At 72.4% G+C, this 25,185-nt stretch carries 25 protein-coding genes; 13 read left to right on the top strand and 12 right to left on the bottom strand.

Annotation, left to right across the window (positions count from 1 at the left end; all coding sequences use genetic code 11):
* Positions 1–99: 99 nt before the first annotated feature.
* The 6 genes from HNR10_RS11115 to HNR10_RS11090 all read left to right on the top strand — a co-directional run bounded on the left by HNR10_RS11115 (position 100) and on the right by HNR10_RS11090 (position 7,427).
* Entirely contained in the window at positions 100–1,548 is a 1,449-nt protein-coding gene (locus tag HNR10_RS11115) for a gamma-aminobutyraldehyde dehydrogenase (protein WP_179822958.1), read from the top strand.
* Positions 1,549–1,624: 76 nt separating this feature from the next.
* Positions 1,625–2,782 (top strand): ABC transporter ATP-binding protein, encoded by a 1,158-nt coding sequence (locus HNR10_RS11110; protein ID WP_179822956.1) that lies wholly within the window; start codon positions 1,625–1,627, stop codon positions 2,780–2,782.
* Between the two features lie 199 nt (positions 2,783–2,981).
* Positions 2,982–4,160, top strand: coding sequence for an ABC transporter substrate-binding protein (locus HNR10_RS11105; protein ID WP_246407036.1), 1,179 nt, complete (start codon positions 2,982–2,984; stop codon positions 4,158–4,160).
* A gap of 4 nt (positions 4,161–4,164) precedes the next feature.
* A complete protein-coding gene (locus tag HNR10_RS11100; RefSeq protein ID WP_179822953.1) occupies positions 4,165–5,016 on the top strand; it encodes an ABC transporter permease in 852 nt (283 codons plus the stop codon).
* The gene (locus tag HNR10_RS11095) at positions 5,013–5,858 is read left to right on the top strand and encodes an ABC transporter permease (protein WP_179822951.1); all 846 of its coding nucleotides are present in this window, start codon (positions 5,013–5,015) and stop codon (positions 5,856–5,858) included. Before HNR10_RS11100 ends, HNR10_RS11095 begins: the two co-directional genes overlap by 4 nt.
* 144 nt (positions 5,859–6,002) lie before the next feature.
* Positions 6,003–7,427, top strand: a complete 1,425-nt coding sequence (locus HNR10_RS11090; RefSeq protein WP_179822949.1) for an NAD(P)/FAD-dependent oxidoreductase — start codon at positions 6,003–6,005, stop codon at positions 7,425–7,427.
* A gap of 319 nt (positions 7,428–7,746) precedes the next feature.
* Here HNR10_RS11090 and HNR10_RS11085 read toward each other — a convergent pair whose 3' ends face one another.
* From HNR10_RS11085 to HNR10_RS11045, 9 genes are all read right to left on the bottom strand, one after another.
* Positions 7,747–9,324: a polyamine aminopropyltransferase gene (locus HNR10_RS11085; RefSeq protein WP_179822948.1), complete on the bottom strand. Its 1,578-nt coding sequence runs from the start codon at positions 9,322–9,324 to the stop codon at positions 7,747–7,749.
* Between the two features lie 30 nt (positions 9,325–9,354).
* Positions 9,355–9,783, bottom strand: coding sequence for a DUF350 domain-containing protein (locus tag HNR10_RS11080; RefSeq protein ID WP_179822946.1), 429 nt, complete (start codon positions 9,781–9,783; stop codon positions 9,355–9,357).
* A 45-nt stretch (positions 9,784–9,828) separates the two neighbouring features.
* The gene (locus HNR10_RS11075; protein WP_179822944.1) at positions 9,829–10,119 is read right to left on the bottom strand and encodes a hypothetical protein; all 291 of its coding nucleotides are present in this window, start codon (positions 10,117–10,119) and stop codon (positions 9,829–9,831) included.
* 69 nt (positions 10,120–10,188) lie between these two features.
* Entirely contained in the window at positions 10,189–10,488 is a 300-nt protein-coding gene (locus HNR10_RS11070; protein WP_246406175.1) for a hypothetical protein, read from the bottom strand.
* Between the two features lie 17 nt (positions 10,489–10,505).
* Positions 10,506–11,018, bottom strand: a complete 513-nt coding sequence (locus HNR10_RS11065) for a DUF2617 family protein (RefSeq protein WP_179822941.1) — start codon at positions 11,016–11,018, stop codon at positions 10,506–10,508.
* 7 nt (positions 11,019–11,025) lie between these two features.
* Positions 11,026–11,628: a DUF4178 domain-containing protein gene (locus HNR10_RS11060; protein WP_179822939.1), complete on the bottom strand. Its 603-nt coding sequence runs from the start codon at positions 11,626–11,628 to the stop codon at positions 11,026–11,028.
* A gap of 153 nt (positions 11,629–11,781) precedes the next feature.
* Positions 11,782–12,636 carry a sulfurtransferase gene (locus HNR10_RS11055; RefSeq protein WP_179822937.1) on the bottom strand — a complete coding sequence of 285 codons (855 nt, stop codon included), beginning with the start codon at positions 12,634–12,636 and terminating at the stop codon, positions 11,782–11,784.
* Between the two features lie 51 nt (positions 12,637–12,687).
* Positions 12,688–13,110: a hypothetical protein gene (locus HNR10_RS11050; protein WP_179822936.1), complete on the bottom strand. Its 423-nt coding sequence runs from the start codon at positions 13,108–13,110 to the stop codon at positions 12,688–12,690.
* On the bottom strand, positions 13,103–13,465 hold the full coding sequence (locus HNR10_RS11045) for a hypothetical protein (protein ID WP_179822934.1): 363 nt from the start codon (positions 13,463–13,465) through the stop codon (positions 13,103–13,105). Before HNR10_RS11045 ends, HNR10_RS11050 begins: the two co-directional genes overlap by 8 nt.
* Before the next feature lie 548 nt (positions 13,466–14,013).
* Here HNR10_RS11045 and HNR10_RS31170 point away from each other — a divergent pair.
* Positions 14,014–14,553 (top strand): DUF4352 domain-containing protein, encoded by a 540-nt coding sequence (locus tag HNR10_RS31170; protein WP_246406173.1) that lies wholly within the window; start codon positions 14,014–14,016, stop codon positions 14,551–14,553.
* Positions 14,554–14,560: 7 nt separating this feature from the next.
* Here the strand turns inward: HNR10_RS31170 and HNR10_RS11035 are convergent, their stop codons facing one another.
* Entirely contained in the window at positions 14,561–14,998 is a 438-nt protein-coding gene (locus HNR10_RS11035) for a hypothetical protein (RefSeq protein ID WP_179822930.1), read from the bottom strand.
* 148 nt (positions 14,999–15,146) lie between these two features.
* Here HNR10_RS11035 and HNR10_RS11030 point away from each other — a divergent pair, with 148 nt between their 5' ends.
* The 3 genes from HNR10_RS11030 to HNR10_RS11020 all read left to right on the top strand — a co-directional run bounded on the left by HNR10_RS11030 (position 15,147) and on the right by HNR10_RS11020 (position 19,208).
* The gene (locus tag HNR10_RS11030) at positions 15,147–16,640 is read left to right on the top strand and encodes an NAD(P)H-hydrate dehydratase (RefSeq protein WP_179822929.1); all 1,494 of its coding nucleotides are present in this window, start codon (positions 15,147–15,149) and stop codon (positions 16,638–16,640) included.
* Positions 16,641–16,773: 133 nt separating this feature from the next.
* On the top strand, positions 16,774–17,973 hold the full coding sequence (locus tag HNR10_RS11025) for a DUF3592 domain-containing protein (RefSeq protein ID WP_179822927.1): 1,200 nt from the start codon (positions 16,774–16,776) through the stop codon (positions 17,971–17,973).
* Between the two features lie 326 nt (positions 17,974–18,299).
* The gene (locus tag HNR10_RS11020; protein WP_179822925.1) at positions 18,300–19,208 is read left to right on the top strand and encodes a hypothetical protein; all 909 of its coding nucleotides are present in this window, start codon (positions 18,300–18,302) and stop codon (positions 19,206–19,208) included.
* Between the two features lie 26 nt (positions 19,209–19,234).
* Here HNR10_RS11020 and HNR10_RS11015 read toward each other — a convergent pair whose 3' ends face one another.
* Both HNR10_RS11015 and HNR10_RS11010 read right to left on the bottom strand, forming a co-directional pair.
* Complete coding sequence (locus HNR10_RS11015) at positions 19,235–19,723, bottom strand: NUDIX hydrolase (protein WP_179822923.1); 489 nt, start codon at positions 19,721–19,723, stop codon at positions 19,235–19,237.
* Positions 19,720–20,403, bottom strand: a complete 684-nt coding sequence (locus tag HNR10_RS11010; protein WP_179822922.1) for a TetR/AcrR family transcriptional regulator — start codon at positions 20,401–20,403, stop codon at positions 19,720–19,722. The genes HNR10_RS11015 and HNR10_RS11010 overlap by 4 nt, the downstream gene beginning before the upstream one ends.
* A gap of 97 nt (positions 20,404–20,500) precedes the next feature.
* Between HNR10_RS11010 and HNR10_RS11005 the strand changes: the two genes are divergently transcribed.
* The 3 genes from HNR10_RS11005 (at position 20,501) to HNR10_RS10995 (ending at position 25,184) form a co-directional block, all read left to right on the top strand.
* Positions 20,501–21,523, top strand: a complete 1,023-nt coding sequence (locus HNR10_RS11005) for an SRPBCC family protein (RefSeq protein ID WP_312889209.1) — start codon at positions 20,501–20,503, stop codon at positions 21,521–21,523.
* The gene (locus HNR10_RS11000) at positions 21,520–22,809 is read left to right on the top strand and encodes a methyltransferase family protein (protein ID WP_312889208.1); all 1,290 of its coding nucleotides are present in this window, start codon (positions 21,520–21,522) and stop codon (positions 22,807–22,809) included. Before HNR10_RS11005 ends, HNR10_RS11000 begins: the two co-directional genes overlap by 4 nt.
* Before the next feature lie 191 nt (positions 22,810–23,000).
* Complete coding sequence (locus HNR10_RS10995) at positions 23,001–25,184, top strand: PrsW family glutamic-type intramembrane protease (protein ID WP_179822920.1); 2,184 nt, start codon at positions 23,001–23,003, stop codon at positions 25,182–25,184.
* The last annotated feature ends 1 nt before the right edge of the window (position 25,185 follow it).

Genomic DNA, 25,185 nt, shown 5'->3' with positions numbered 1-25,185 from the left:
TCGTGCGTTGTGCCTGGCAGTGTGACAGTTCACACCACCAGCACGTCCGCCGTGCCCCGACCAGCGCGTCCCAGGCGCGCCCGACCCGCAGGAGACACTGTGACCCAGGAGTCAGGCACCGAACACCTCCGCAACTTCGTCAACGGGGAGTACGTCGACACCGCCGACGGGGCACGTGCCGACCTCGTGGACCCCTCGACGGGCAAGGTGTTCGCCACCGCAGCCGTGTCCGGGGCCGAGGACGTCGACCGTGCGTTCAAGGCCGCCCAGAACGCCTTCGAGGGCGGCTGGCGCGACTCCACGCCCGCCGAACGGCAGATCGCCATGAACAAGTTCGCCGACGCCGTCGAGGAGCGCGCCGACGAACTCGTCGACGCCGAGGTCCGCAACTGCGGCAAGCCGGTGGGACTGACCAAGAGCGAGGAGATCGGCCAGGTCCTGGACGCCCTGCGCTTCTTCGCGGGCGCCGCGCGCAACCTGGAGGGGCGCGCCGCGGGCGAGTACATGGCCGACCACACCTCGTGGATCCGGCGCGAGCCGCTGGGCGTGGTCGGGCAGATCACCCCGTGGAACTACCCGATGGCCATGGCCGCCTGGAAGATCGGCCCCGCCCTGGCCGCGGGCGACACCATCGTCCTCAAGCCCTCCGACACCACGCCGCTGTCCACGCTGCTCCTCGCGGAGATCGCCTCGGAGTTCTTCCCGGCCGGCGTGTTCAACGTGGTCACCGGCGACCGCGACACCGGCCGCGCCCTGGTCGACCACCCCACGCCCGCGCTGATCTCCCTCACCGGCTCCACGCGCGCCGGGTACGAGGTCGCCCAGGCCGGGTCCAAGGACCTCAAGCGCCTCCACCTGGAGCTGGGCGGCAAGGCCCCCGTCATCGTCTTCGACGACGCCGACGTCGAGAAGGCCGCCGCCGGGATCGCCGAGGCCGGGTACTTCAACGCCGGCCAGGACTGCACCGCCGCCACGCGCGTGCTCGCCGCCCCCGGCATCCACGACGACCTGGCCGCCGCGCTCGCCGAGCAGGCGCGCGGCACCGTCACCGCCCCGCCGAGCAACCCCGAGGCCGCCTACGGCCCCGTCAACAACGCCAATCAGCTGGCGCGCGTCTCCGGGTTCCTCGACCGCACCCCCGACCACGCCGAGGTGCTCGCGGGCGGGCACCGGGTCGGCGACGAGGGCTACTTCTACGCGCCCACCGTCGTGTCCGGCCTGCGCCAGGGCGACGAGCTGGTGACCGACGAGATCTTCGGCCCGGTCATCACCGTCCAGCGCTTCACCGACGAGGACACCGCCGTCTCCTGGGCCAACTCCGTCGAGTACGGCCTGGCCTCCAGCGTGTGGACCAGGGACCACGCCCGCGCGCTGCGGGTCTCCCGCCGCCTGGACTTCGGCTGCGTGTGGATCAACACCCACATCCCGATCACCGCGGAGATGCCGCACGGCGGCTTCAAGCACTCCGGCTACGGCAAGGACCTGTCGACGTACTCCTTCGAGGAGTACACCCGGATCAAGCACGTCATGAGCTACATCGGTGACTGAGCCGTCGGCACCGGAACCGCCGCCGGACCCGCATCCCCCCGTACCAGGAACGAGAGCTGATAGGAACTCCGACGCCATGGCCACCAGCACCACGAGTCCCACGCCCGAGGCGCCGCCCGCCACCGAACCGGCGGTGAGCCGGCCCGCCATCACCCTGCACGGGGTCGTCAAGGCCTTCCGCTCCGGTTCGGAGACCGTGCGCGCGGTCGACGGCGTGGACCTGGCCATCGAGCCCGGGGAGTTCTTCTCCCTGCTCGGCCCCTCGGGCTGCGGCAAGACCACCACGATGCGCATGATCGCCGGGTTCGAGGAGCCCACCGAGGGCACCGTCCACCTCGACGGCAAGGACGTCACCGGGGTGGCCGCCAACCACCGCGACGTCAACATGGTCTTCCAGAGCTACGCGCTGTTCCCGCACATGAGCGTCGCGGACAACGTCGCCTTCGGGCTCCGGCGCCGCCGGGTGCCCAAGGACCAGATCCGCACCCGGGTCGCCGAGATGCTCGACCTCGTCGAGCTCGGCCACCGCGCCAAGCACCGGCCCACGCAGCTCTCCGGCGGCCAGCAGCAGCGGGTCGCCCTCGCCCGGGCCCTGGTCAACCAGCCCAGCGCCCTGCTGCTGGACGAGCCGCTCGGCGCGCTCGACCTCAAGCTCCGCCAGTCCATGCAGGTCGAGCTCAAGCGCATCCAGCGCGAGGTCGGCATCACCTTCGTCTACGTGACCCACGACCAGGGCGAGGCCCTGACGATGTCGGACCGCATCGCGGTCATGAACGAGGGCCGGGTGGAACAGCTCGGCACTCCGGCCGAGATCTACGAGCGCCCGGCCACGCGGTTCGTCGCGGACTTCATCGGCACCAGCAACCTGGTCAGGGGCGTGGTGAAGGGCCGGGCCGGCGACCACTGGAAGGTGGAGGTCGCCGACGGCGCCACCGCCCTGGTCACCGAGCTCCCCGACACCGTCACCACGGGAGCGCACATCCACCTGACCGTCCGGCCGGAGAAGATGCGCATCGGCACGGACGCTCCGGGAGAGGACGTCAGCCGGGTCCCCGGGACGGTCACCGAGACCGTGTACATGGGCTCGTCCACGCACTACCAGGTGGACATCGGCGGCGGCGAGGAGGTCACCGTCTATCAGCAGAACGCGTCCGGATCGACCCTGGTCGCCCAGCGCGGCGAGGCCGTGTGGCTGTCCTGGCGGCCCGAGCACTCCTTCGCGCTGTCCTCCTGAGCATCCCCCAGAACAAGTAGGGAACGACGACATGAGCAACCGCCCTCGCCCCAACAACAACCCCGCCCTCCCGTCACCCGCCACCGCCCGAGGGGCGCTTCGCGCAGGGGCGGGCAGCCCTCAACGGACGCCTGCGGCGCTGTCCCCTCTTCTGCGGGGCCTCACCCGCGCCCGGCGCTCCCCGCTGGTCCTGCCCGGCATGACCCGCCGCCGCACCCTGCAGGCGGGCGGCGCCGCGGCCGCCGCCCTGGCCCTGTCCGCGTGCGGTGTCGGCGGCCAGCAGCGGGACCCCGCGGCGAGCGAGGACTACTGGGCCGACAAGGAGCAGACCGGTTCCCTGCGCTTCGCGAACTGGCCGCTGTACATGGACTCCGAGCGCACCCAGCTCCAGCAGTTCACCGAGTCGACCGGCATCGAGGTCGACTACAAGGAGGACGTGCAGGAGGCGGCGTCGTTCTTCGGGCAGATCCAGCCCCGCCTGGCCAACGGCGACGACACCGGCTACGACCTCATGGTGCTGCCCAACGGCTTCGAGCTCGCCAAGCTCATCGAGCTCGGCTACCTCGTGCAGCTCGACCACACCAGGCTGCCGAACTACGCGGAGTACGCGGGCGAGTCCTACAAGAACACCGCCTACGACCCCGGGAACCAGTTCACGGTGCCCTACACCTCGGGGATCACCGGCATCGCCTACAACCCGGACTACGTCGACCGGGAGATCACCAGCATCGCCGACCTGTGGGACCCCGAGTTCGAGGGCAAGGTCGGGATGATGGGCGACGCCCAGGAGATCGCCAACTTCGGCCTCCTGCTCAACGGCGTCAACCCGGCCGACTCCACTCTGGAGGACTGGCAGGCCGCCGCGGAGAAGCTGCGCGAGCAGCGCGACGCCGGCATCGTGCGCGCCTACTACGACCAGGACTTCATCCAGCCGCTCACCAACGGCGACCTGTGGATGACCATGGCCTGGTCCGGCGACATCTACCAGCAGAACGCCGAGGAGGGCACGAACCTGAAGTTCGTCGTGCCCGACGAGGGCGCCACGCTGTGGACCGACAACCTGATGATCCCGTACACCTCGCAGGCGCCGGTGGACGCCATCGAGCTGATGAACTTCCTGTACGACCCGGAGATCGCCACCGGGCTCACGGAGTACATCGCCTACATCACGCCGGTGCCCTACGCCCAGGAGGTCATGGCCGAGTGGGCCGACGCCGAGGACGGCAGCGAGCGCGGGGAGGCGCTCCGGGAGATGTCGGAGAGCTCCCTGGTCTTCCCGACCGAGGGCGACTACCAGAAGCTGCACAACTACGTGAACCTGGAGGCCGACGCCCAGGAGGAGTTCGCCTCCCTCTTCCACGAGATCACGCAGAGCTGAGCCCATGAACCGTAAGATCACGCCCTACGCGCTGGTGCTGCCGGCGTGGGCCTGGCTGGCACTGTTCTTCGTGGTGCCGATCGGCGGGATGCTGTCCCTGTCGCTCACCACGGGCAACGTCATCACCGGGTTCCAGCAGACCTTCGCGGTCGGCAACTACGTCGACGCCGTCAGCACCTACTGGGAGCAGATCCTGCGCTCCCTGTTCTACGGCGCCTGCGCCACGGTGCTGTGCATCGCCATCGGCTACCCGATGGCCTACTGGATCGCGTTCAAGGGCGGACCGTACAAGTCCACCTACCTGCTCCTGATCCTGCTGCCGTTCTTCGTCTCGTTCGTGCTGCGCACGATCTCGTGGCGGTTCCTGCTCTCCGACACCGGCGTGGTCCTGGGCCCGCTGAAGTCGATCGGGCTGGTGCCGGAGGGGTTCGCGCTGCTCAACTCCGCGACCGCGGTGATCCTGGGCCTGGCCTACAACTTCCTGCCGTTCATGATCCTGCCGATCTACGCGGTGCTGGAGCGCATGGACCCGCGGATGGTGGAGGCCGCCCACGACCTGTACGCGGGCCGGTTCCAGGCGTTCGTGCGGGTCATCCTGCCGGTCTCGCTGCCCGGTGTGTTCGCCGGCGTGCTGATGACCTTCATCCCGACCAGCTCCGACTACGTCAACGCCTCGGTGCTGGGCGGCACGCACAACACGATGATCGGCAACGTCATCCAGACGCAGTACCTGATCAACAACAACTACCCGATCGCGTCGTCGATCACCTTCGTCCTCATGGGCCTGCTGCTGATCGGCATCTTCAGCTACGCGCGGGCCCTGGGAACCGAGCGCGTCATGGAGGTGCACGCGTGAGCACCGACGTCCGGACACCCCCGGCGGCGCCGGGCACCCCGGCGGAGCCGCGGCGGACCGCACGCGCGCGCCGCCGGATCGACTGGGGCCGCTACTACACGTGGGCCGTCCTGGCCTGGCTGTTCCTGCCGATCCTGTTCATGGTCGCGTTCAGCTTCAACGACCCGGCCGGCCGGCACAACATCACGTGGCAGGGCTTCACCCTGCACTGGTACAAGAACGCGTTCGCCTACCCCGAGCTCAACGAGGCGATGTTCAACTCGGTGAGCATCGCCCTGCTCACCATGCTGATGTCCGGTGTGCTGGGCACACTGCTCGGCCTGGCGCTGGGCCGGTTCAGCTTCCGGGGCAAGCAGCTCACCAACCTGGTGATGTTCGCGGCGATCAGCGCCCCCGAGGTGGTGCTCGGCGCCGCGCTGCTGTCCACCTTCCTGATGATGGGCGTCACCACCGGGTACTGGACGACCGTCGTCGCGCACGTGATGTTCTGCGTGTCCTTCGTCGCGATCACCGTGCGGGCCAGGGTCATCACCCTCGACCCGCGGCTGGAGGAGGCCGCCCAGGACCTCGGCGCCGGCCCGTGGACGACGTTCCGGCTGGTGACGCTGCCGATGCTGTTCCCCGCGGTGATGGCGGGCGGGCTGCTGGCCTTCGCCCTGTCGATCGACGACTACATCATCACCACGTTCGTCAGCGGCGACGTCACGACGTTCCCGCTGTGGATCTGGGGTACGACCAGGGTGGGCATCCCACCCCAGGTCAACGTGATGGGAACCCTGCTCTTCCTGGTGGGCGTGATCCTGGCGGTGGCCAACATCGTCATGGCACGCCGCCGGAGGTGAGTTCGGGGCTTGTCCCGGGCCCCGGGCCCGGCCCCTGGGGCGCGTTCCGGCACATCCGTCCGTGCCGGACCGCGCCCCGCTCTGCTGCATCCGTGCCCGCCGAATCCCCGGCGGGCACGGCCACGACGAGACGGAGTGATACCCATGGCCGACGGAGCCGCCGCGCGAGCGGAGAAGGCGCTGGAGGGCGCCCGACCGAAGGTCTTCTGGCTGGACCCCGACGTGCCCGGACACGACGTGCCCGAGCCCGCCCCCGCCCTGGTCGGTGACGTCCACGCGGACCTGGCGGTGGTCGGAGCCGGGTTCAGCGGACTGTGGACGGCGCTGATCGCCAAGGAGCGCGACCCCGACCGGGACGTGGTGGTCGTGGAGGCGCGCACGGCCGGCTGGGCGGCCTCGGGCCGCAACGGCGGGTTCTGCGCCGCCAGCCTCACGCACGGGTACGAGAACGGGCTCGACCGCTGGCCCGAGGAGATCGCCGAGCTGGAGCGCCAGGGCCTGGCCAACCTCGACGGCATCCAGGAGGCGGTGGAGCGCCACGGGATCGACTGCGAGTTCGAGCGCACCGGCGAGCTGCTCGTGGCCACCGAGCCGTGGCAGGCGGAGGGCTTCGAGGAGGCCGCCCGGTCGATGGCCGAGCACGGCGCGACCGCCCAGGTGTGGGACGCCGAGCGGGTCCGCAGGGAGATCGACTCGCCCACCTACGTCGGCGCGCTCTACGAGCCCGAGGGCGTGGCGATGGTGCACCCGGCCAAGCTGGCGTGGGGCCTGCGGGCCGCGTGCGAGCGCCTGGGCGTGCGGTTCTTCGAGAACTCGCCCGTGCGCGCGATCCGCTCGGTGCCCGTCGGCCTGCGCCTGGAGACCCGGCAGGGGGCGCTGCACGCGCCGAAGGTCGCCTGGGGGACCGGTGCCTTCCCCGGCCCGCTGCGCCGGCTCAAGCACTACCTCGCCCCGGTCTACGACTACGCGCTGATGACCGAGCCCCTGACCGACGAGCAGATGGCGTCCCTGGGCTGGAAGGGCCGCCAGGGCGTGGGCGACGCGGCCAACTTCTTCCATTACTACCGGCTGACCTCGGACAACCGGATCCTGTGGGGCGGCTACGACGTCGTCCACCACTACGGCGGCAAGGTGCGTCCGGAGTTCGACCAGCGGCCGGAGACCTTCCTGAAGCTGTCGGAGCACTTCTTCGCGACCTTCCCCCAGCTGGAGGGCCTGCGCTTCACGCACACGTGGGGCGGGGTCATCGACACGTGCAGCCGGTTCTCCGGCTTCTTCGGCACCGGGTACAAGGGCCGACTGGCCTACGCCGCGGGCTACACGGGCCTGGGCGTGGGGGCGACCCGCTTCGGCGCGCAGGTGATGCTGGACCGCCTCGACGGCCTGGACACCGAGCGGACCCGGCTGCGGATGGTGCGGGAGAAGCCGCTGCCGTTCCCGCCCGAGCCGGTCCGGTCCCTGGGCATCGAACTGACCCTGCGGGCCACGGCCGCGGCCGACCGCAACGGCGGGCGGCGCAACCTGTGGCTGCGCGGCCTGGACGCGGTGGGTCTGGGCTTCGACAGCTGATCCCGGGCGTTCCACGCGCACCCGCCCTGGGCGGAAAGTCTCGGTAAGGGGTTGTCCGCGCCCTACGGGCAGCGGCGTGGCGTTCGCGCCGTTGGAGCGACCCGGGTGAAGATGGACCAGGTCACGGGCGGTCCGAAGGTGCCGTCGCGTGGCGTCCCGCCTCGTACCGAGCCACCGCGTGGCCGCCCACCGGCCCAAGTTCCCGAGGCCGCGCGGTGTTCAACCAGGCCCCGTCCCCGGATTCCGGGGGCGGGGCGCTTCCGTCCCGGAACGGCGGTTGCCGGTCCCGGTGCGGTGCTCGACCGTCCCGGAGCGGTGCTCAGTAACCGCGCCAGCCGTCCTTGTGGTAGTCGATGATGCGCGGGTGCATCAGCGTCGACTCCTGGACCTCGCCCACGTCCTCACGGCGGTCGCGGGGGAAGACCTGGGCGGCGGCGAGCAGTTCCTCGTCGAGGAAGCGCAGGTCGGGCGCGTCCTCGGGGATGTCCAGTGCGGGGGCGGCGCCCGTGGTCGCCAGGTAGAAGCCCCAGTTGCCGAACGAGGGCACGTCCACGTTGTACGGGGTGGTGGCGAACCCGGCCCCCTCCAGGGAGTGGCCCACGCTCCAGTAGGCGTCCGGCGCGAAGAACGGCGACCCCGCCTGCACGACCAGGCGGCTCCGCTCGGCCATGGCGTCGGCCACGAGCGAGTAGAACTCCACCGAGTACAGCTTCGAGGTGCCCACGTCCTCGCCGTCCGGCATGTCCGCCACGACGACGTCGAAGTCCTCGGCGTTGGTGCGCAGCCACTGGAAGGCGTCGGTGTTGACGACCTCCACGCGCGGGTCCTCGAACGAGCCCTCGTTCAGCTCGCTGATCACCGGGTCCGTGGACGCCAGCTCGACGACCGCGGGGTCCAGGTCCACCAGCGTCACCGACGCCACGTCGTCATAGGCGAGGATCTCCCGGATCGCCAGCCCGTCGCCGCCGCCCAGGACCAGCACGTTCTCGTGCGGGCCCACCATCGCCGGGTGGACGAGCGACTCGTGGTACCGGTACTCGTCCAGGGTCGAGAACTGCAACGACCCGTTGAGGAACATCCGCACGTCCTGGCCGTCGAGCGACCGGGTGACCACGATCTCCTGGTACTCGGAGCGCTCGGCGTGCACGATCGGGTCCCGGTACAGGGCCTGGCGGGCGTCCACCTCGAACTGGTCGGCGTACACGTACGCCAGGCCCAGCACGGCCACGATGGCCGCCAGACCGATGCTCAGGCCGGCGTAGGCGACCCTGGTCAGCTCCGTGCGGAACAGCCACAGCACCACCGCCACGCCGACCACGGCGTTGAGCGCGCCCACCATCAGCGCGCCCTTGGGCAGGCCCAGCAGCGGCAGCAGCAGGAACGGGAACGCCAGTCCGCCGATCAGACCGCCCACGTAGTCCGCGGCGAACAGGTCCGCGACCGCCTCGGAGGCCTCCTGCTTGCGGATCCGCTGGATCAGCGTCATCAGCAGGGGGATCTCCATGCCGATGAGCAGACCGATGACGAACGACAGCAGCACGAGCGCGGGCTGATAGGCGGAGAACCAGGCGAACGCCCCGTAGAGCAGCAGCACGGACAGGCCGCCGACCAGGGACAGCAGGCCCTCGATCACCGCGAACGAGACCGCCGGGCTGGACTGGAACCGCTTGGACAGCAGGGAGCCCACCCCCATGGCGAACACCATCACCGACAGGACCACGGAGGCCTGGGTGATGGTGTCGCCGAGGAGGTAGCTGCCGATGGCCACGAGCGCGAGCTCGTACACCAGGCCACAGGCCGCGCAGACGAAGACCGCCAGCAGGACGAAGAACCTGGCCGCTCTCGGCGGAACCGGGAGCCGGGTCCCGGGCCGGGTCCGGGTGGTGCTGTCAGTCAACTCGGATGCCTTCGGGTGGTGGTCGGTCGATCAGGTGAGGGCCGCGGCGACGACCATGGCGGTCGCCACGTGCGCGGCGGCGCTCACCCAGCTCGCGGGGTGCGGTTCGGGGCTGCTGATCATGTGGGCGATCTTCGCGGGCGCGATGAGGTCGATCAGCAGGAATGACACGGCCATGACGCCCACGCCGATCAGGCCGTAGACCGCGGTCGAGAGCAGCCCGGCGCCCAGGCCGATCTCGGAGTCGCTGGAGAGGATCGCGCTGGTGACGACGATGGCCGTGCCGAGCGTGTTGGCGCACACGAGCAGCACCGCGTTGCGGTTGCGCTGCTCCCAGATGAGCTCGTGCATCTTACCGGGGGTCAGCAGGTCGGTGACGACGTAGCCCAGCACGAGGATGATGATGCCCACACCGCCGTAGGCGAGGGCCGCGAGTGCGTTGAAGAGGATCTCGTTCATGGTCCAGTTCGATGTGTCGGGGTTCGGGGGAGTAAGGGGCGGGGGCTACTTGCCGAAGCCGGAGCCGCCGCCACGGTAGTCGCTTCCGCTGCCGGAGTTGCGGTTGCTGCTGCTGCCGCCGAAGAAGAAGAATCCTCCGCCGGAGGAACTCGACGAGCCGTCGCAGTCATCGTCGTCATAGTTGGGATCGCTGACGTAGTCGTCGTCCGGGCAGTAGCGGTTGCTGTCATCATCGCAGGCGCTGAGCAGGGCGAGGACCAGGATGATGGCGCCGATGACGGCCACCACCGTGATCCACTTCTTCCTGCTCTCGCTCGCGTCGTGGTGCGCTTTCAATCTGTTCTCTCAGAGGTGGGGGAATGGATGGTGTGTGTGAATGCGTGGACGGTGCTCCGACACGGAAGACTACTTTCCGAACCCGGTGCCGCCGCCACGGTTGTCGCTTCCGCTGCCGTTGCTGTTGGAGCCGCCACCGCCGCCGAAGAACCAGAAGAAGCCGCCGCCGCCCCCGTTGCGCCCGTTGTCGCAGTCGTCGTCGGTGGGCGAGGGCGAGGCCAGACGCGACGAGGAACCCGTGGTCCCGGTCGAACCGGTCGGGTTGCTGGAGGGCTCACAGTCGGCGTCGCTGTTGCCGCACGCGGTGAGGGACAGCGCGAGGATGAGCGCGCCGCCGACGAGGGCGCCGTGCCGGGCGGTGTTGGCCATGGTCGGCCTCCTTGGGGTCATGGAGTCACGCGTGCCGTGGTCGTCACCAGTTCTCCACTCTGCGGATAGGCGTGCCAGGTACGCCAGTGGAGGTTTCCCACGCTGTCGGGGGCCAGGTGCAGCGCGGTGACCGCGAGGGGGTCACCGGGGAAGGCGACGAGGAGTCCGCCGGGGGAGTCGGCCACCTCGCGGTGGAGCCGGTCCACCCGGCGGGCGAGCGCGTCGCGCGACAGCGACTCCACGAGGGAGTCGAAGCGGTAGTCGCCGACGCCGCGCAGCGGGCGGTCGGCACTGTCCGGGAGCCCGCCGGGCAGGCCGGGCAGGCACGCCACCGTCTCCACCAGCGCGCCCCCGTCCGACTCCGGACGCACGACCACCTGGTGCGAGGCCCCGAGGACCCGCAGTTCGACCCGGGCGCCGGGCACCTCGACGGTGCGGACGGCGAGGGCGTCGACCAGCGGGTGGTCCAGGGTCCAGACCAGGTCGGCGGCCCGGGTGTCGACGAAGGGCGTACTGATGCTCGCGCGCACGGACCGATCAGCTCCCGGGGTAGATCGTGAAGCTGCCGGGCAGGATCTTCGTGCCGGTGCTGGCCTCCCAGCCGCCGTGGTCGAAGCGCTCGAAGGACAGCAGCCGGCCGTCGTTGGACTCGTAGTCGGCGTAGTCGCAGCCGCCCTCGGCCTTGAGGCCGGTGGTGCCCTCGGAGCGGTAGGCGGCGGTGCCCCTCTCGTCGAGCTTGTAGGTGACGCCCTCGAACTCCAGGGTCTTGGAGTGCGGGGTGAGCTCGACGTCGGGGCGGCCGGTCCACAGGGACAGCTGGACGTCGGGGTCCTCCTCGACGGTCAGCCAGCGCTTGCCGCCGTCGACCTCCAGGAAGTGCTCCGACCAGGTGTAGCCGCCTTCGGCGAGGCGCAGGGTGCCGCGGATCCAGGTGCGCTCGGTGCCCCAGTCGATCATGTCGCCGGCCTTGATCGTGCGGGGGTCACCGGTGGTGTCCCCCTCCCCGGCGAAGGGGTCCTTCGGGCTGGGAGGCGGGGGCGGGGCCTGGCGCGCCTTCTGTTCCTTCTGTTTCTGGATCAGCAGGACGACGAGGGCGCCGATGAGGAGTCCGGCGCCGAGCAGGATGAGTACGGTGACCAATGTTCCTCGATTCGCGGGGGCTCACCTGGACATGTCGCGGCCCTGGGGCGTGGGGCCCTGACCGGGCGTGCGGCTGCTCAGTGAGACGTACGGTGCGGGGTTCTGGTTCCGACCGGGGCCGGATCCGGCCAGATCGGGGTGCGGGCGGGAGCGTCAGGCCCCGGCGGGATCACCGGTCTCCACGGGCAGGGAGGTGTCGGCGCCCCAGCGGCTCCAGGAGCCCGGGTACAGCCGCGCGCCGGTGTATCCCGCGTGCTCCAGGGCCAGGAGGTCGTGGCAGGCGGTGACGCCCGAGCCGCAGTAGGCGGTGATGGACGCGGCGGAGTCCGCGCCCAGGGCCGCGAAGCGGGCGCGCAGGGTCTCCGGGGCGGCCAGGAACCCCTCACCGTCGAGGTTGTCGGGCCAGGCGGCGCTGCGTGCGCCGGGCACGTGACCGGGGCGGGCGTCGACGGGGGCGGGCTGCTCGCCGGTGAAGCGGCCGTACACGCGGGCGTCCAGGAGCAGGGCCGCTCGGTCGCCGGTCGCGGCGCGCACGGTGTCGGTGTCGGCGATCCGGTCCGACGGCCACGGCAGGGGCGTGCGCTCGGCCGGTGCCGCCGTGGACTCGCCCTCCTCCCACGGGCCGTCCCAGGCCTGGAGGCCGCCGTCGAGGATGGCCGCGGGCGTGCCCAGCACGCGCAGCAGCCACACCAGGCGCGCGGCCACGGAGCCGCCGGCGTCGTCGTAGACCACGACCGCCGCGTCGTCACCGATGCCGAGCCGGCCCAGGGCCGCGGCGAAGTCCTCCGGGTCGGGCAGCGGGTGACGGCCGCCCCCGGGGCTCGCGGGTGCGGCGAGGTCGGTGTCCACGTCGGTGAACACGGCGCCGGGCAGGTGGCCGGCACGGTAGGCGTCGCGCCCGGAACGGCCGTCGAGGTACCAGCGGGAGTCGACGAGGACCACCTGGTCGCGGTGGTCGCGGAGCCAGTCGGCGGAGACGGCGACCGGGAGGGTCAGGGTTTCGGACATGGGCGCCACCCTAGTACCGCGCGTGGGGGTTCGGGGAGGGGTGGGGCCTGGTCAGCGGTGGTCCGAGCGGTGAACGCTGAGGATCCACCACAGGCCGAGCACCGGCAGGACGAGCGGGACGAACAGGTAGCCGCTGCCGAAGGTGGACCACACGGTGTCGTCGGGGAAGGCGCCGGGCGCCAGGAGGCTGGTCACGCCCACGGTGAGCACGCCGACGAGTTCGACGGCGCACGAGACGAACGCGACCCCGCGCGAGGTCCGGCCGGCGCGGGCCAGGCCGACGGCGGCGACGAAGTAGACGATCCCGGCGAACAGGGACAGCCCGTAGGCCAGCGGCGCCTCGTCGAACCGGGTGGCGAGCTGGTACCCGCCGCGCGCGGTGGCGGCGAGGGCGAACACACCGTAGACGGCGACGAGGAGCCGCCCGGGGCCGGTGCGCAGGGTCCGGTCGGCGGGGGCGGTGGCGTCAGACAACGGGGTTCCAGAGCTGTTCGAGGCGGACCATGAGGACGGGCAGCACCAGGCAGGCGAAGGCGATGACGGCGGGGCCCCACTTGCTGCGCTCCATGAAGCCCCACACGGCGCAGGCCGGGGGCAGGAGGACGACGGTGGCGAGGTAGGAGACGAACATCGCGGTCTGCTCGGGGCGGTCCCCGCCGACGACGGCGACCACGGAGACGACGGCCTGGCCGATCACCAGGAGCCAGAGCACGGCCATGCCGACGAGGTGGGGGACGACCATGGGCTGGTTCCGGAAGGTCGAGACCAGGCACCACGCGGCCATGCCGAGCGCCGCCATCTGAATCGTCATGGTCAGCCAGTCGACCACGCCGCCTCCACCGGAAAGTCGTGGTCCCGCCCGTGGCGGCGGAACACCTGTCTACGACAAAGCGTAGTACCCGGTCGGGACCGGTCGGGTGTCCGGTTCGCGGGGTAGTGTCGGTTCGGTCCGGCGCGTCCCCCACGCCCGCGCCCCCCGTTCCCAAGATCCGGAGCACGCCCGTGTCCTATCCGCAGAACCCGTCGGGTCCACAGGAACCGCCCTTCGGTCAGTCCGGCGGGCAGCCTCCGTACGGGCCGCCCGGTGGCCGACCGGACTTCGGTCCGCCCGGTGGCGACCCGAACTACGGCCCGCCCGGTGGGCAGCCTCCGTACGGTCCTCCCGGTGGCGATCCCCACTATGGCCCTCCTGGTGGCGACCCGAACTACGGTCCTCCCGGTGGGCAGCCTCCGTACGGTCCGCCTGGTGGCGACCCGAATTACGGTCCTCCCGGTGGGCAGCCTCCGTACGGTCCTCCCGGTGGCGATCCCCACTATGGCCCGCCCGGTGGCGACCCCAACTACGGGGCTCCGTACGGGGCGCCGCCCAAGCAGGGCATGTCCACCGGCGCCAAGGTCGGCATCGGCGTCGGCGGCGGCTGCCTGGTGGTCCTGGTCGTCCTCGTGGTCGTCGGCTTCCTGATCGGCCGGGGCGCGAGTTCGCCGGAGCCCTCCGCTCCACCGCCCGCCGCGGAGTCGTCGGCGCCGGCGGAGGAGACCGAGGAGCCCGTGGAGGAGGAGCCCGAGGCCGCCGACTCCGGCGTCACCATGACCGCCTCGGACGCCGGCACCACGGGTGACGTCCTGGACCCCGAGGCCGTGTACACGGTGGTCGACGTCACGATCGAGAACGGCTCCGAGGAGAACGTCGAGGTCAACCCGCTCTACATCTCGGCGACGCTGGCCGACGGCTCGTCGGTGAACGACTGGGGCGAGGCCCTGTTCGCGGACATCGATCAGATCGAGTCCGGCACACTCGCCCCCGGCGACAGCGCTTCGGGCCAGATCGCGCTGGTGGGCGAGGTCGACGTCGTCCAGGTCGAGCTGCAGTCCGTGCTCGCCCAGGAAGAGCCGATCGCCGTCGCCGAGGTCTCCTGACCCACCGTCATCCCTCCGGGCGCCGTGGCCAGACGAGCAGTTCGGCCTCGGCGCCCGTCAGGTGGGCGTCTGCCTGCCCGAACTGGGCGACGCTGACGCCCATCCACTCGCCGGGTGCGAGCGCCCCCTTCCAAGCGTGGGTGAACCGCCCGTGCCCCGTGGCGTGCACAGCGCTGTTGGCCGGGCGTTCCCTTCGCACGCTCTCGCCGTTCGCGCCACGGGAGGCCCCTTCGACCGCCCGGATCTGCACCTCGGTCCCGGGCGTGATGCCCTCCAGGACCACGCCCACGCAGAGGTCGTACAGCACATCGTCGGCCATGGCCGGGCCGAACAGCGCCGACACGTCGGTCGCGCCGTCGCTTCGGCGGTCGAAGCGGATGTCCTGCCAGCGGCCGGGCAGGAGTGTGAGCCGAGTGGCCAGGGCGCAGGCGTGGTGATGGGGCATGGCGGTGTCCTCAAGGTCGGTGGGCGGGCCTTGCGCCAGCATCGACCCGCGTGGGAGCTGAGGCAATCACCCGCGGAGTCCGTGTCCGCCCGTCCCGGCGTGCCCCGCGTGCGGCACGATGGTGTCGCACCCACCCGGGAGGTCCCACATGGAATCCGCGCACTCCGTCAGTGTCGTCCGTGCCGCCGAACACGCCCTCATGGCGCGACTGCCCGAGGGGGCGCTGATGCGCCGGGCCGCGACCGGCCTGGCCGGGCACTGCGCGCGGCTGCTGCCGCGCGTGTACGGGGCGAACGTCGTCCTGCTCGTGGGCGGCGGCGACAACGGCGGCGACGCTCTGTACGCGGGCGCGTCCCTGGCCGCGCGCGGTGCGGCCGTGCGCGCCCTGCTCGCCGGGAACGGTGTCCACGAGGGCGGCGCCGCGGCGCTGCGGGCGGCCGGCGGGCGGATCCACCGCTTCACCGACGCCACGGCCGACGACACCGACCTGTTCGACGCGGACCTGATCGTCGACGGCCTCGTGGGCATCGGCGGCCGCGGCGGGCTGCGCGAGCCCCACTCCGCCCTCGCCCTGCTGGCGGAGAACTCCCCGGCGCCCGTGGTCGCGGTGGACCTGCCCAGCGGGGTGGACGCCGACACCGGCGAGGTCGGCGGGACCGCCGTCCGCGCCGACGTCACGGTCACCTTCGGCACGCGCAAGCCGGGCCTGTTCGTGGACCCGGGCGCCGAGCTGGCCGGGCGGGTCGTGTTCGTGGACATCGGGCTCGATCCGGAGCTGTCGGGCGCGACCGCGGTCCGTCCACAGGCTGTGGACGTCGCCGCGCTGCTGCCGAGACTGGAGGCCGCGTCCGACAAGTACCGTCGCGGTGTCCTCGACGTCCGCGCCGGGTCGGACCAGTACCGGGGCGCGGCCGTGCTGTGTGTCGGCGGCGCCCTGCGCACGGGTGTGGGCATGGTCCGCTACGGGGGTGCCCAGGAGGCGGTCGACCAGGTCCTCGCGCGCTGGCCGGAGGCCGTGGCGAGCGTCCACGATCCCCAGAGCACCACGGACCTCGCCCCCGGACGGGTCGCGGCGGTCGTCATCGGTCCGGGTCGCGGCACACACCCGTCCAACGCCGACGAGCTCCGCGCCGTGCTGGAGAGCGACCGCCCGGTGCTGATCGACGCGGACGGGCTCACGCTCCTCAGCGGCAGCGGCGGCAGCCCGCTCGCCGACGCCGTGCGCGAGCGCGACGCGCACACCCTGCTGACGCCGCACGCGGGCGAGCTGGCCCGGCTGCTCGGGGCCGAGCGAGCGGACGTCGAGGCGCGGCGCACCGAACACGCCGCGCGCGCCGCCGAGGATTTCGGGTGCACGGTGCTGCTCAAGGGCTCCACCACGGTGATCGCCCAGCCAGGGCTCCCCTTCGCGGTCAACCCCACGGGCACGCCGCTGCTGGCCACCGCGGGGACGGGCGACGTGCTCTCGGGGGCGGTCGGCGCCCTCCTGGCCGCCGGACTGCCCGCCTACGAGGCGGCGATGTGCGGCGCCTACCTGCACGGACGCGCGGCGCACCTGGCCCGCGACGGCGCGCCGATCAGCGCCAGCGACCTGCTGGACGCTCTTCCCCTGGCCGTCAAGGAGACCCTCCGAGCCGCCTGACCGGGACCCCTTCGCGCGCCTGTGGAAGGGTGGAACCCCGTCCCCTGATCGGAGAGGCATCCCCCATGCCCCCAGCCTCCCTGACGCGTGTCGGCGCCTGCCACCCGACCGATCTCCGCGTGGGTGGTGGCGGATGACGCGCAAGCGCAGGTCCAACAAGCCCCGGCCCACGCCGGAGTGGAAGCTGAAGAAGATGCGGGAGCGCCCCTTCCCGCCACCGTCACCGCCCGCGCCCCGGCCACGGACCGCACAGCTCCTGTTCTCGAAACAGGAGCTGGATCGCGGGATGTGGCGTGCCGTGGTCCAAGTCGTGGGCGCGGTCCTCCTGGCTCTGGCCCTCTTCTCGGTCATGGGAGGTCTGCTGTTCGGTGAGCTGGCCGAACCACGGGTCCGCCACGCGGCCCTCACCGAGCACGGCGCAGTGGCAGAGGCCGTAGTGGTCGGGGCGGTGGACGACCAGCCGCTGGTCGACTTCGTCACGGACCGGAACCAGCCGGTGCGGACCGTCGCGGCGGGAGACTTCGAGCACGACGGCTCCCGTGAGGTGGAGGTCCGCTACCTGCCCTCGGACCCCGACACGGCCATGGTGAGCGGTCACCGGCTGATGCCCTGGGGTGCGGTCCTCGCGGCGGTGGCCGCCGCGGCCGCCGGGTGGGCCCTCACCGTGGTGTGGCACGAGCGAAGGAACACCCCTGTCCGGAAGGGGTGGCGGAACAGGGAGGGGAACGCAGTCCTTCCGGTCGCCAGGTGGGCGGTCCCCGCCGTGCTGATGCTCGGCGTGTCCGCGGGGTGCTTCCTGTGGCCGTTCGCCGCCGTCCGGTTCGGAGCCGTGGACGTGGCGGGTGTGTCCTTCTGGGCGGGCGTCGGTACGGCGGCCCTCCTGGTCGCCCTGGGCACGGCCTGGCGGGCGGTCGTGCGCCACGCCGACCGTGGACGGGTTCGCCGCAGGGGTGGCCGCAAGCGCCCGGCCGGCGTACGGAACCGGGCCCTGACCTACAAGGTGCTCGGCCGGGCCACTCTGGCCCTGGCCGTTGTGGGATTCGTGTCGGCCACGGTCGGCCGAGGGATCGTACTGTTCAGTGAGCAGTTCATCCACGGCTCGGCGGTCGCGACCGACGCCGAGGTGGTCGGTGTGCTGACTTCGGCCCGCGGCTGCCATCCGCAGCTTCGGGTCACGTACTCGTTCGACGGCCTCCAGTACGAGCAGGGACTCCGGATCGACTGTCACGAGGGGCGTCGCCTCCGGGACGTGGCCACCGTGGGGATCGAGGTGGACACGGCCGATCCCACCCGGTTCCTGCTCCTCGACGAGGAGGAACCGGGCGCGCGCTGACGTCCTCGGCCCCCGCCGAGACCCGTCGGCCTGTCGCGACGTCGCCGCAAGACGTGGCGGCGACCGCCGAGGTGGTGGGGACCGAGTGCCGTTCCGAGTCCCGGGGGCCATGCCGTCCGTACGTCGTGTTGGGGTACGAGGCGGACGGCATCGCCTACGAGACCGGCGTCCGGGCTCGGACCGAGTGGTTGCGCGACCTGGTGGCCGGGGACACCCTGGAGGTCCGCTAGGAGGCGGACGACCCGGTGGACGTGCGGCCGGTCGAGGGTTCGTGACCTGAGCATGGGAGGGTGGTACTCCGTTCCCCCCTTGGACAGGCATCCCCCGTGCTCTCCCCCTGGCTGCTCCACTCCGTCGCGTTCCTCGCCCTCGCCGGCCTGCCCCACGCCCTCTGGCGTGAATTCCGCCGCATCGCGCGGGACAGCGGCGAGGACTGGCGGGAGGACGTCCCCCGACGGTTGCGCCGGACCCTCGTCGCGTCCACCATGGGCTGGTCCTACGCGCGCTGGTGGCTGGCCACCGGCGGCGTCCTGCTGGTGCTGGTCCGGTCGGAGGAGCTCACGTCGGCCCATCTCACCATGTGCCTTCCGGTCCTGGTGTGGGGGCTGGCGGGGATGCCGAGCGGGCAGCTCGACATGTACCGCAGGGGGCGCGATCCCGACCGGCGCTTCGATCCCCGGCACCCGGACGCGCCCCGGCCCCGGGCGCGGACCGTGCGCAACGGGCCCGCGACGATCGCCGGGTGCCTGATCGTCGCGGTGCTGCTGTGGTGCACGTTCTGGCTCGGCGCCCAGATGCCGCGCGACGTGGAGACCGCCGCCGACTGGGCCCGGGCCATCGGGATCGCCGCCGTGCTCCTCGTCCTGCCGTGGATCGGCAGCCAGGTGCTGGGGGCGAGCCTCTTCTCCTGGGTCCGGCTGGACGGAACGCACGTCACCGTCCAGGGCGGCGGGCAGCGGTTGTCCATTCCCGTCGAGCTCATCGCCGAGGTCACGGCGGAGCGGGGCGTGCGCGTGCGCATGGTGGACGACCGGGAGAGCTCCGTGCTGCTGCCGCGCGTGCCGGCCGGGGACGAACGGCGGGCGGCCGAGCGGATCAGGGCGTTCGCCGACGAGGTCCGCGCCACTCTCCCCGAGGGCCCGCTGTACCGCGACACCGTGACGCACTCCGGTCCCGACGCGGGCCTGTGGCAGGTGTGGCTGGGGGTGTCGTTGTACCTGCTGAGCCCGCTGTGACTCCGGTCAGGCCGCTGTGACCCCGGTCAGTCCAGGGGCCGGGCGGCGGCCAGGCCCAGCCGCACGATGTCGGTGATGAAGTACTCGCCCGGGTCGCGGTGGTCGTGCAGCCGGTCGACCAGCGAGTCGTCCACCCACAGGAACTCGGTGTGCTTGTCCGGCTCCAGCCGCGGCGCGGACAGGTCGCCCTCGACGCGGACCAGGTAGTCGACCTCGTGCCGCGTCAGCCCGTCGCCCGGATCCCAGTCCAGGCGGTACAGCTCCGCGACCACCTCGGCCAGCCGCCAGCCGGTCTCCTCGGCGACCTCGCGGGCCAGGCCCTCCAGCATGCTCTCGCCGGGTTCGACGTGCCCGCCGACGATGTCCCAGCAGTGCGGGAACACCTTGCGGGTGGGTGAGCGGCGCTGGGCGAAGATCCGGCCACCAGGATCGGCGATGATCGCGCCCGCCACGTGGGTGCGCCCGTCCGAGGTGTCCGGGAACTCGATCCCCGGCGCCACCATGATGCCGTTCATACGTCCTCCGCCTCGTCCTCGTCGTCCGTCGGCCACCCTACGGCGTCGTCCCGCCGCCCCCACGCGGGCAGCCGCAGCGTGATCAGCTTCGCGCGCGGCGACAGGACCTGGGCGAGCTCGAACACGGCCTCGGTCCGCGAGTGGTCCTCGTCCAGGACGGAGAACAGGTTGACGCCCAGGTAGAACGTGATCGCCCCGTAGGCCACCTCGCGCGCGGGCAGCATCCGCCCGAGCGCCGAGCCGCCCAGGACGCGGTTCCACTCGCTCTCGATGAACGCGATCCACGGCTCGGCGCGGTCGCGGATCTCGGGGCGCAGCTCCGGCTTGGACACCGCGGCCGCGACCAGCTCGGTGAACTCGGCCATGTACCCGCGCTCCAGGTCGGTCCGGTAGATCTCGGTCGCCGCCTCCACCAGCTGCTCGAAGGTGCGCGCCCGCGCGGTGAGCTCCCGGTACATCGCCAGGCGCTCGGCGCTGGAGCGGTCCAGCGCCGCCAGGAGCAGCTGGTCGACGCCGCCGAAGTGGTAGAAGACCAGCGCCGAGTTGGCCTCCGCGCGCGTGGCGATGGCGCGCGCCGACGCTCCCGCGTAGCCGTCCTCGCGCAGCGTCGCGGTCGCCGCCGCCAGCAGCCGCTCCCTGGTCTCCTCGCTCGTGCGCCGTCCGCCGCCGCCCTTGGCCATCGAATCCCCGCCCCTTGCTCTCCGGTCGCGGTTCATCATACGCTTTAATCAACTGATTAAACCAAGCGGTTCAAGCATGTGATCAAGGAGCGCGCCCGTGCAGACATCCCCCGAACCGGTACGGCCCGTCGGCCTGCGGGAACGCTGGATCCTCGCCGCGATCGTCGGCCTCGTCTTCGTCGGACTGGTCGTCCTGCGCATCACCAGCTGGGGAGGCCTGGACCAGACCGCGCTGTTCTACCTCGGCCTGCCCGCGACCATCGCGCTGCTGATCGTGTTCACCGCGCGCCCGAAGACCGGTGTCGGAGCGGCCATGGCCGTCACCGCGCTCGTGCTCGCCATGTCCGGCCCCCTGCTCGCCGAGGGCATGGTGTGCCTGCTCCTGGCGGCGCCGCTGATCTTCGGGATCGTCGCCCTGGTCGCCATGCTCTGCTCCGCCATCGCCCGGGGCGGCTCCGGATCCCGGCACGCCCTGCTCTTCGTGCCCGTGCTCTTCGTCCTGACGCTGGAGGGCGTGGGCGGCACCACGATCCTGCCCAGGGACGACCAGGGCACGGGTGCGCGCGTGATCGACGCCGCGCCGGACCAGGTCGCCGCCGCGCTGGCCGCGCCGCCGGAGTACGGCGCGTTCGAGGCCCTCTTCCTGCGCGCGGTCCCCTTCCCCGAGCCCGTCCGGGCGGTGGGGGAGGGGCTGGCGGTCGGCGACACCCGGGTCGTCCACTTCACGCCGCGCAACACCCTCGCGATCGGCGACGAGCCCACCCCGCGCCGCATGGAGCTGGTGGTGGTGGAGAGCAACGTGGGGCCGGATGGTGGGCGGGTCGTCTTCGACGTCGTCGAGGACACCGCGTTCTCCGGGTGGATGGACATGCGCCGGGCGGAGGCGTCGTGGTCGGCGGACGAGGGCGGCACCCGCCTCGGCTGGGCCATCGACTACGAGCGCACCTACGAGCCCTCCTGGTACTTCGGCCCCCTCCAGGCCTACGCCACCGACCTGGCCGCGGAGTACCTCGCCGCCACCTTCGGGACCACCGCGACGGAGGCGTCCGTGACCGAGACGACCGCGACGTCCGAGCCGGAGACGTCCGCGACCGAGACCGTGACGGAGGCGGCCCGGTGATCCACGACCCCGAACTCCACGCCACCCTGGTCCGCGGCCTGGGCCTGTTCGGCCCCCTCGTCGCGCTCGTGGCACTGGGCGTCTGGCGTACGCCCTCCCGCCGCGAGACCGCGGCGATGATCGTCTCCGGCGCCTGGGTCCTGCTCACCCTGCTGCCGCTCAACCTGGTCGCCCTGCGCGTCGGCTGGTGGACCTTCCACGCCGACGGGGGCGTGTGGCTGGGGATGCCCGTGGACCTCGTCGTCGCGTGGGTCCTCCTGTGGGGTCCGCTGCCGGCCCTGCTGCTGCGCGTGCTCCCCGTCCCCCTGCTCACCGCCCTGTTGGTCTGGGCCGACATCCTCCTCATGCCGCTCGCCGCGCCCGTGGTGGACCTCAGCCGGCTGTGGCTGGTGGGCGAGTTCGCCGGAGCGGTCGTGTGCCTGATCCCCGCGCTGCTGCTCGCGTACTGGACGCGCGAGGGCCAGCTCGTCCACGCGCGGGTGTGGGTCCAGGCCGGGCTGGCGTTCGGGCTGATGGTCGCGCTGCCCCTGTTCGTCCTCGGCGCCGTCCCCAGCGGCCCGACCGTGTTCGCCGGCGCACAGGTGGTCGTGCTGGCCGGGCTGCCCGGCCTGGCCGCCGCGCGGGAGTTCGCGCGCGTGGGCGCCGGGACACCGCTGCCCTACGACCCGCCCGTCCACCTGGTCACCAGCGGCCCCTACGCCTACCTGCGCAACCCCATGCAGACCTCGATGATCGCCGTCTACCTGGCGCTCGCCGCGCTGCTGGGCGAACCCGCCCTCCTCCTGCTGGCCCTGAGCGCGCTCATCTACGGCGCCGGGTTCGCCGACTGGCACGAGGACGGGCAGCTGCGCGCGGCGTTCGGTCGCCGGTGGACCGACTACCGGTCGGCCGTGCGCCCCTGGCTGCCCCGGTGGCGGCCGTGGCCGGGCCGCACCCCCGGAGTCCTCCACGTCGCCGCGGACTGCGCGATGTGCCGGGGCCTCGGCGCCTGGATCATGGCCCGTTCGCCCGTCGCCCTGGACCTGCGGCCCGCGGCGGAGCACCCCGAGGTCCTCTACCGCGTCACCTATGAGACCCCCGACGGCGCGCGCTGGAGCGGTGTGTCCGCGGTCGCCAGGGCACTGGAGCACCTCCACCTGGGCTGGGCGCTCGTCGGTTGGGCGCTGGACGTGCCCGGTGTGCGGCACTTCGCCCAGGTCTGCGCGGACGTCTTCGGTGCCGGGCCCCGGCCCTCCCGCGCCCCGCGCACACCCGTTGCACAGGGCTCAACGCGAGAGCGCGCCTGAGGCACCGGAGTCCGGAAGGTAGGAGCGCACCTGAGGCACCGGAGTCCGGAAGGCAGGAGCGCGCACGAGCCACCGGCGGGCGGACGGGCCCGCACACCGCCTGCCGCGGCCGCGCCCCGCGCCGTTATGCTCGGTCGGGGCCGGGCACCGGCCCCCGACGTGTTCACCCCCCGGACGGCACGAGGAATCCCATGGAAGAACAGGCCATGCTCGCGCGGGACCTGGTCCTGCGCGTCTGTGCCGGTCCGACCGAGCTCGATCCCCAGTGGATCCGGGCCGGCGGCAAGGTCACCACCCCCTTCCTCGTGCCCCGCGACCGCAACCTCATCCGCGCGATCATCGCCGCCGGGCGGTCGATGGGCGTGGACCGCCTCCTGGTCTGCCGGACGCGCCCGGAGTTCTCCTACGAAGCCGTCACCGAGGTCCCGCTCGACACCGACACCCTGGTCGACCTCATCCGGGGATGGGGACCCACGCCCACCGACTTCCTCGTCTGCGTCGAGGACTTCTCCGCGGCCGTCCTGGTCGACGCCGACGAGCTCACCGTGGCGGCCGGACCGCCCGACTTCGTCCGCGAACTCGTCGGGGCCGACATCCCCCAGGCCCGCGCGCACTTCGCGGCCCGGGCACGCGCGGAGGGCGGGGCGGTCCTCACACGGGCCGCGCAGCTCTACCACTGCGTGGAGCCCGGCGCCCGCCACGCCCGTACACCGCGGGGCCCCGGCCCGGACACGGCCGAACGCCTCGCCCGTGCCACCGAACGCGCCCGCGAGCGCTCCCCGCGGGCCGTGCGCGGCCTGCGCGCGCTCCGCGGCTCCTGGGGGTGGCTCATGCTGGTCGCCCTGCTCGCCGCGCCCCTGGCCGCGCCGGAGCTGCACCCCGTCCTTCCCGCGCTCGCCCTCACCTACCTGCTCCTCTTCCAGCTGGCGTGGCTCTCGCGCTCGCGCACCGTCTCGTTCGCGACCCTGCTGCGGGTGGTCGCCCTCGGTGCCGTCCTGCTGTGGCCGGTCGCCCTCGCCGAGTCCGCGATCGTGGGCTTCCTGGGCGCCGACCCCTACGGCGTCCTCGCCTACACCTACGTCGCGGTGCCCGTGGAGGAGATCGGCAAGCTCGTACCGCTGCTGCTCCTGCCGCTCCTCGCCCGTCGCCGGGCGCGCCGGCTCGCGGCCACCGACTTCCTGCTGGTGGCGGCGGCCTCCGGAGCGGGGTTTCAGCTCGCGGAGCGCCTGCTGACCGAGGTGTCGCTGATGGAGGGCGGCCACACCGGCGGAACCGGCCTCCTCCTGCCCGGCGGCTCGGTCGTGCACGCCCCGGACGGCAGCGTCCTCGCCGTCTTCTCCGGGCACGCCCTGACCACCGGCCTGGTCGGCGCGGCTCTCGGCCTCGCGATCGTCGGCCGCCGCTACGGCGCCTGGCTCTGGCTGCTGCCCCCGCTCGCGCTGACCACCGCCGTCCTGGAACACCTCGACCTCAACGCGGTGCTCGCCGGGGCGAGCCTGCACTGGGCCACCGACGCGGTCTACGCGGTCCTCGGCGGCGGCGTCCTCACCCCGTGGCTGCTGCTCCTGCTCCTGCTGTGCGCGGTCGCGATGGACTACCGGATGATCGGTACCGCCGCCGAGAGCACGCCACCGCTGCCCGGGCAGCCGCCGCTGGCCCGCCTGCGCCGCTGGGCGTGGGGGCGTTCGATCGCGATGCGCGTGCGGGTGCCCGCCGACATCGCGCCGCTGTTCCGCCGGATTGCGCTGTCGTGGATCGACCTGCCGGTCACCCTGGCGACCACGCTGTCCTCGATCGCGCACGAGCTGGCCGCCGCCACGATCGCGGCCCGCCGGGGACCGGGGGTCCTGTGCGACACCTGGCGCTTCGTGCGGCACCGGCGGGCCAGCGCCATGGGCGAGGCCCGTTCCGAGGGACGGCCCTGGCGCCCCTACCCGGCCCAGGACGTCCTGACCCGCAGAGCGCGCGAGCTGGCCATCCGTCTGGGCCTGGCCGCGACCGGGGGGATCACGGCGGCCGCCGCGGCGGCGCTCATGACGGCAGCCCTCCCGGCCGCCGTCGTCCTGCCCCCGGTCGGCGCCGTGGGGGACACCCCGGCCTACGCCCTGGTGGCGGTCGCCCGCCTCCAGGCCTGGCTGGGCGGTCAGGGCGGTGCCGTGTGGGCGGCGGTGGCGCTGGTGGCCGTGTTCAGCCTGCTGACGACCGGCAACGCGGTGCCGCACGCCCACCCACGGATGCGCGAGTTCCTGCGCGCGCCCACCGCCAACACGGGCGCGATCCTGGGGATGCTCGCCCCGGGACAGGTCGGCTACGCGCTCCCGGGCCTGGTCGGGCCGGCGCTGCCGCGCCGTGTGGACCGCCTCCTGGTCCGCTGAC

The sequence above is a fragment of the Nocardiopsis aegyptia genome, from assembly GCF_013410755.1.
In the GTDB taxonomy this organism is placed as follows: Bacteria; Actinomycetota; Actinomycetes; order Streptosporangiales; family Streptosporangiaceae; genus Nocardiopsis; species Nocardiopsis aegyptia.
The sequence above is the reverse complement of the archived record's forward strand: the minus strand, read 5'-3'. Positions and strand labels throughout refer to the sequence as shown.

Coding starts and splice junctions, on each gene's coding strand:
- HNR10_RS11110 (WP_179822956.1), top strand. CDS start 1,625: ATGGCCACCAGCACCACGAGTCCCACGCCCGAGGCGCCGCCCGCCACC.
- HNR10_RS11105 (WP_246407036.1), top strand. CDS start 2,982: ATGACCCGCCGCCGCACCCTGCAGGCGGGCGGCGCCGCGGCCGCCGCC.
- HNR10_RS11100 (WP_179822953.1), top strand. CDS start 4,165: ATGAACCGTAAGATCACGCCCTACGCGCTGGTGCTGCCGGCGTGGGCC.
- HNR10_RS11090 (WP_179822949.1), top strand. CDS start 6,003: ATGGCCGACGGAGCCGCCGCGCGAGCGGAGAAGGCGCTGGAGGGCGCC.
- HNR10_RS11080 (WP_179822946.1), bottom strand. CDS start 9,783: ATGAACGAGATCCTCTTCAACGCACTCGCGGCCCTCGCCTACGGCGGT.
- HNR10_RS11070 (WP_246406175.1), bottom strand. CDS start 10,488: ATGGCCAACACCGCCCGGCACGGCGCCCTCGTCGGCGGCGCGCTCATC.
- HNR10_RS11055 (WP_179822937.1), bottom strand. CDS start 12,636: ATGTCCGAAACCCTGACCCTCCCGGTCGCCGTCTCCGCCGACTGGCTC.
- HNR10_RS31170 (WP_246406173.1), top strand. CDS start 14,014: ATGTCCACCGGCGCCAAGGTCGGCATCGGCGTCGGCGGCGGCTGCCTG.
- HNR10_RS11035 (WP_179822930.1), bottom strand. CDS start 14,998: ATGCCCCATCACCACGCCTGCGCCCTGGCCACTCGGCTCACACTCCTG.
- HNR10_RS11030 (WP_179822929.1), top strand. CDS start 15,147: ATGGAATCCGCGCACTCCGTCAGTGTCGTCCGTGCCGCCGAACACGCC.
- HNR10_RS11025 (WP_179822927.1), top strand. CDS start 16,774: ATGACGCGCAAGCGCAGGTCCAACAAGCCCCGGCCCACGCCGGAGTGG.
- HNR10_RS11015 (WP_179822923.1), bottom strand. CDS start 19,723: ATGAACGGCATCATGGTGGCGCCGGGGATCGAGTTCCCGGACACCTCG.
- HNR10_RS11010 (WP_179822922.1), bottom strand. CDS start 20,403: ATGGCCAAGGGCGGCGGCGGACGGCGCACGAGCGAGGAGACCAGGGAG.
- HNR10_RS10995 (WP_179822920.1), top strand. CDS start 23,001: ATGGAAGAACAGGCCATGCTCGCGCGGGACCTGGTCCTGCGCGTCTGT.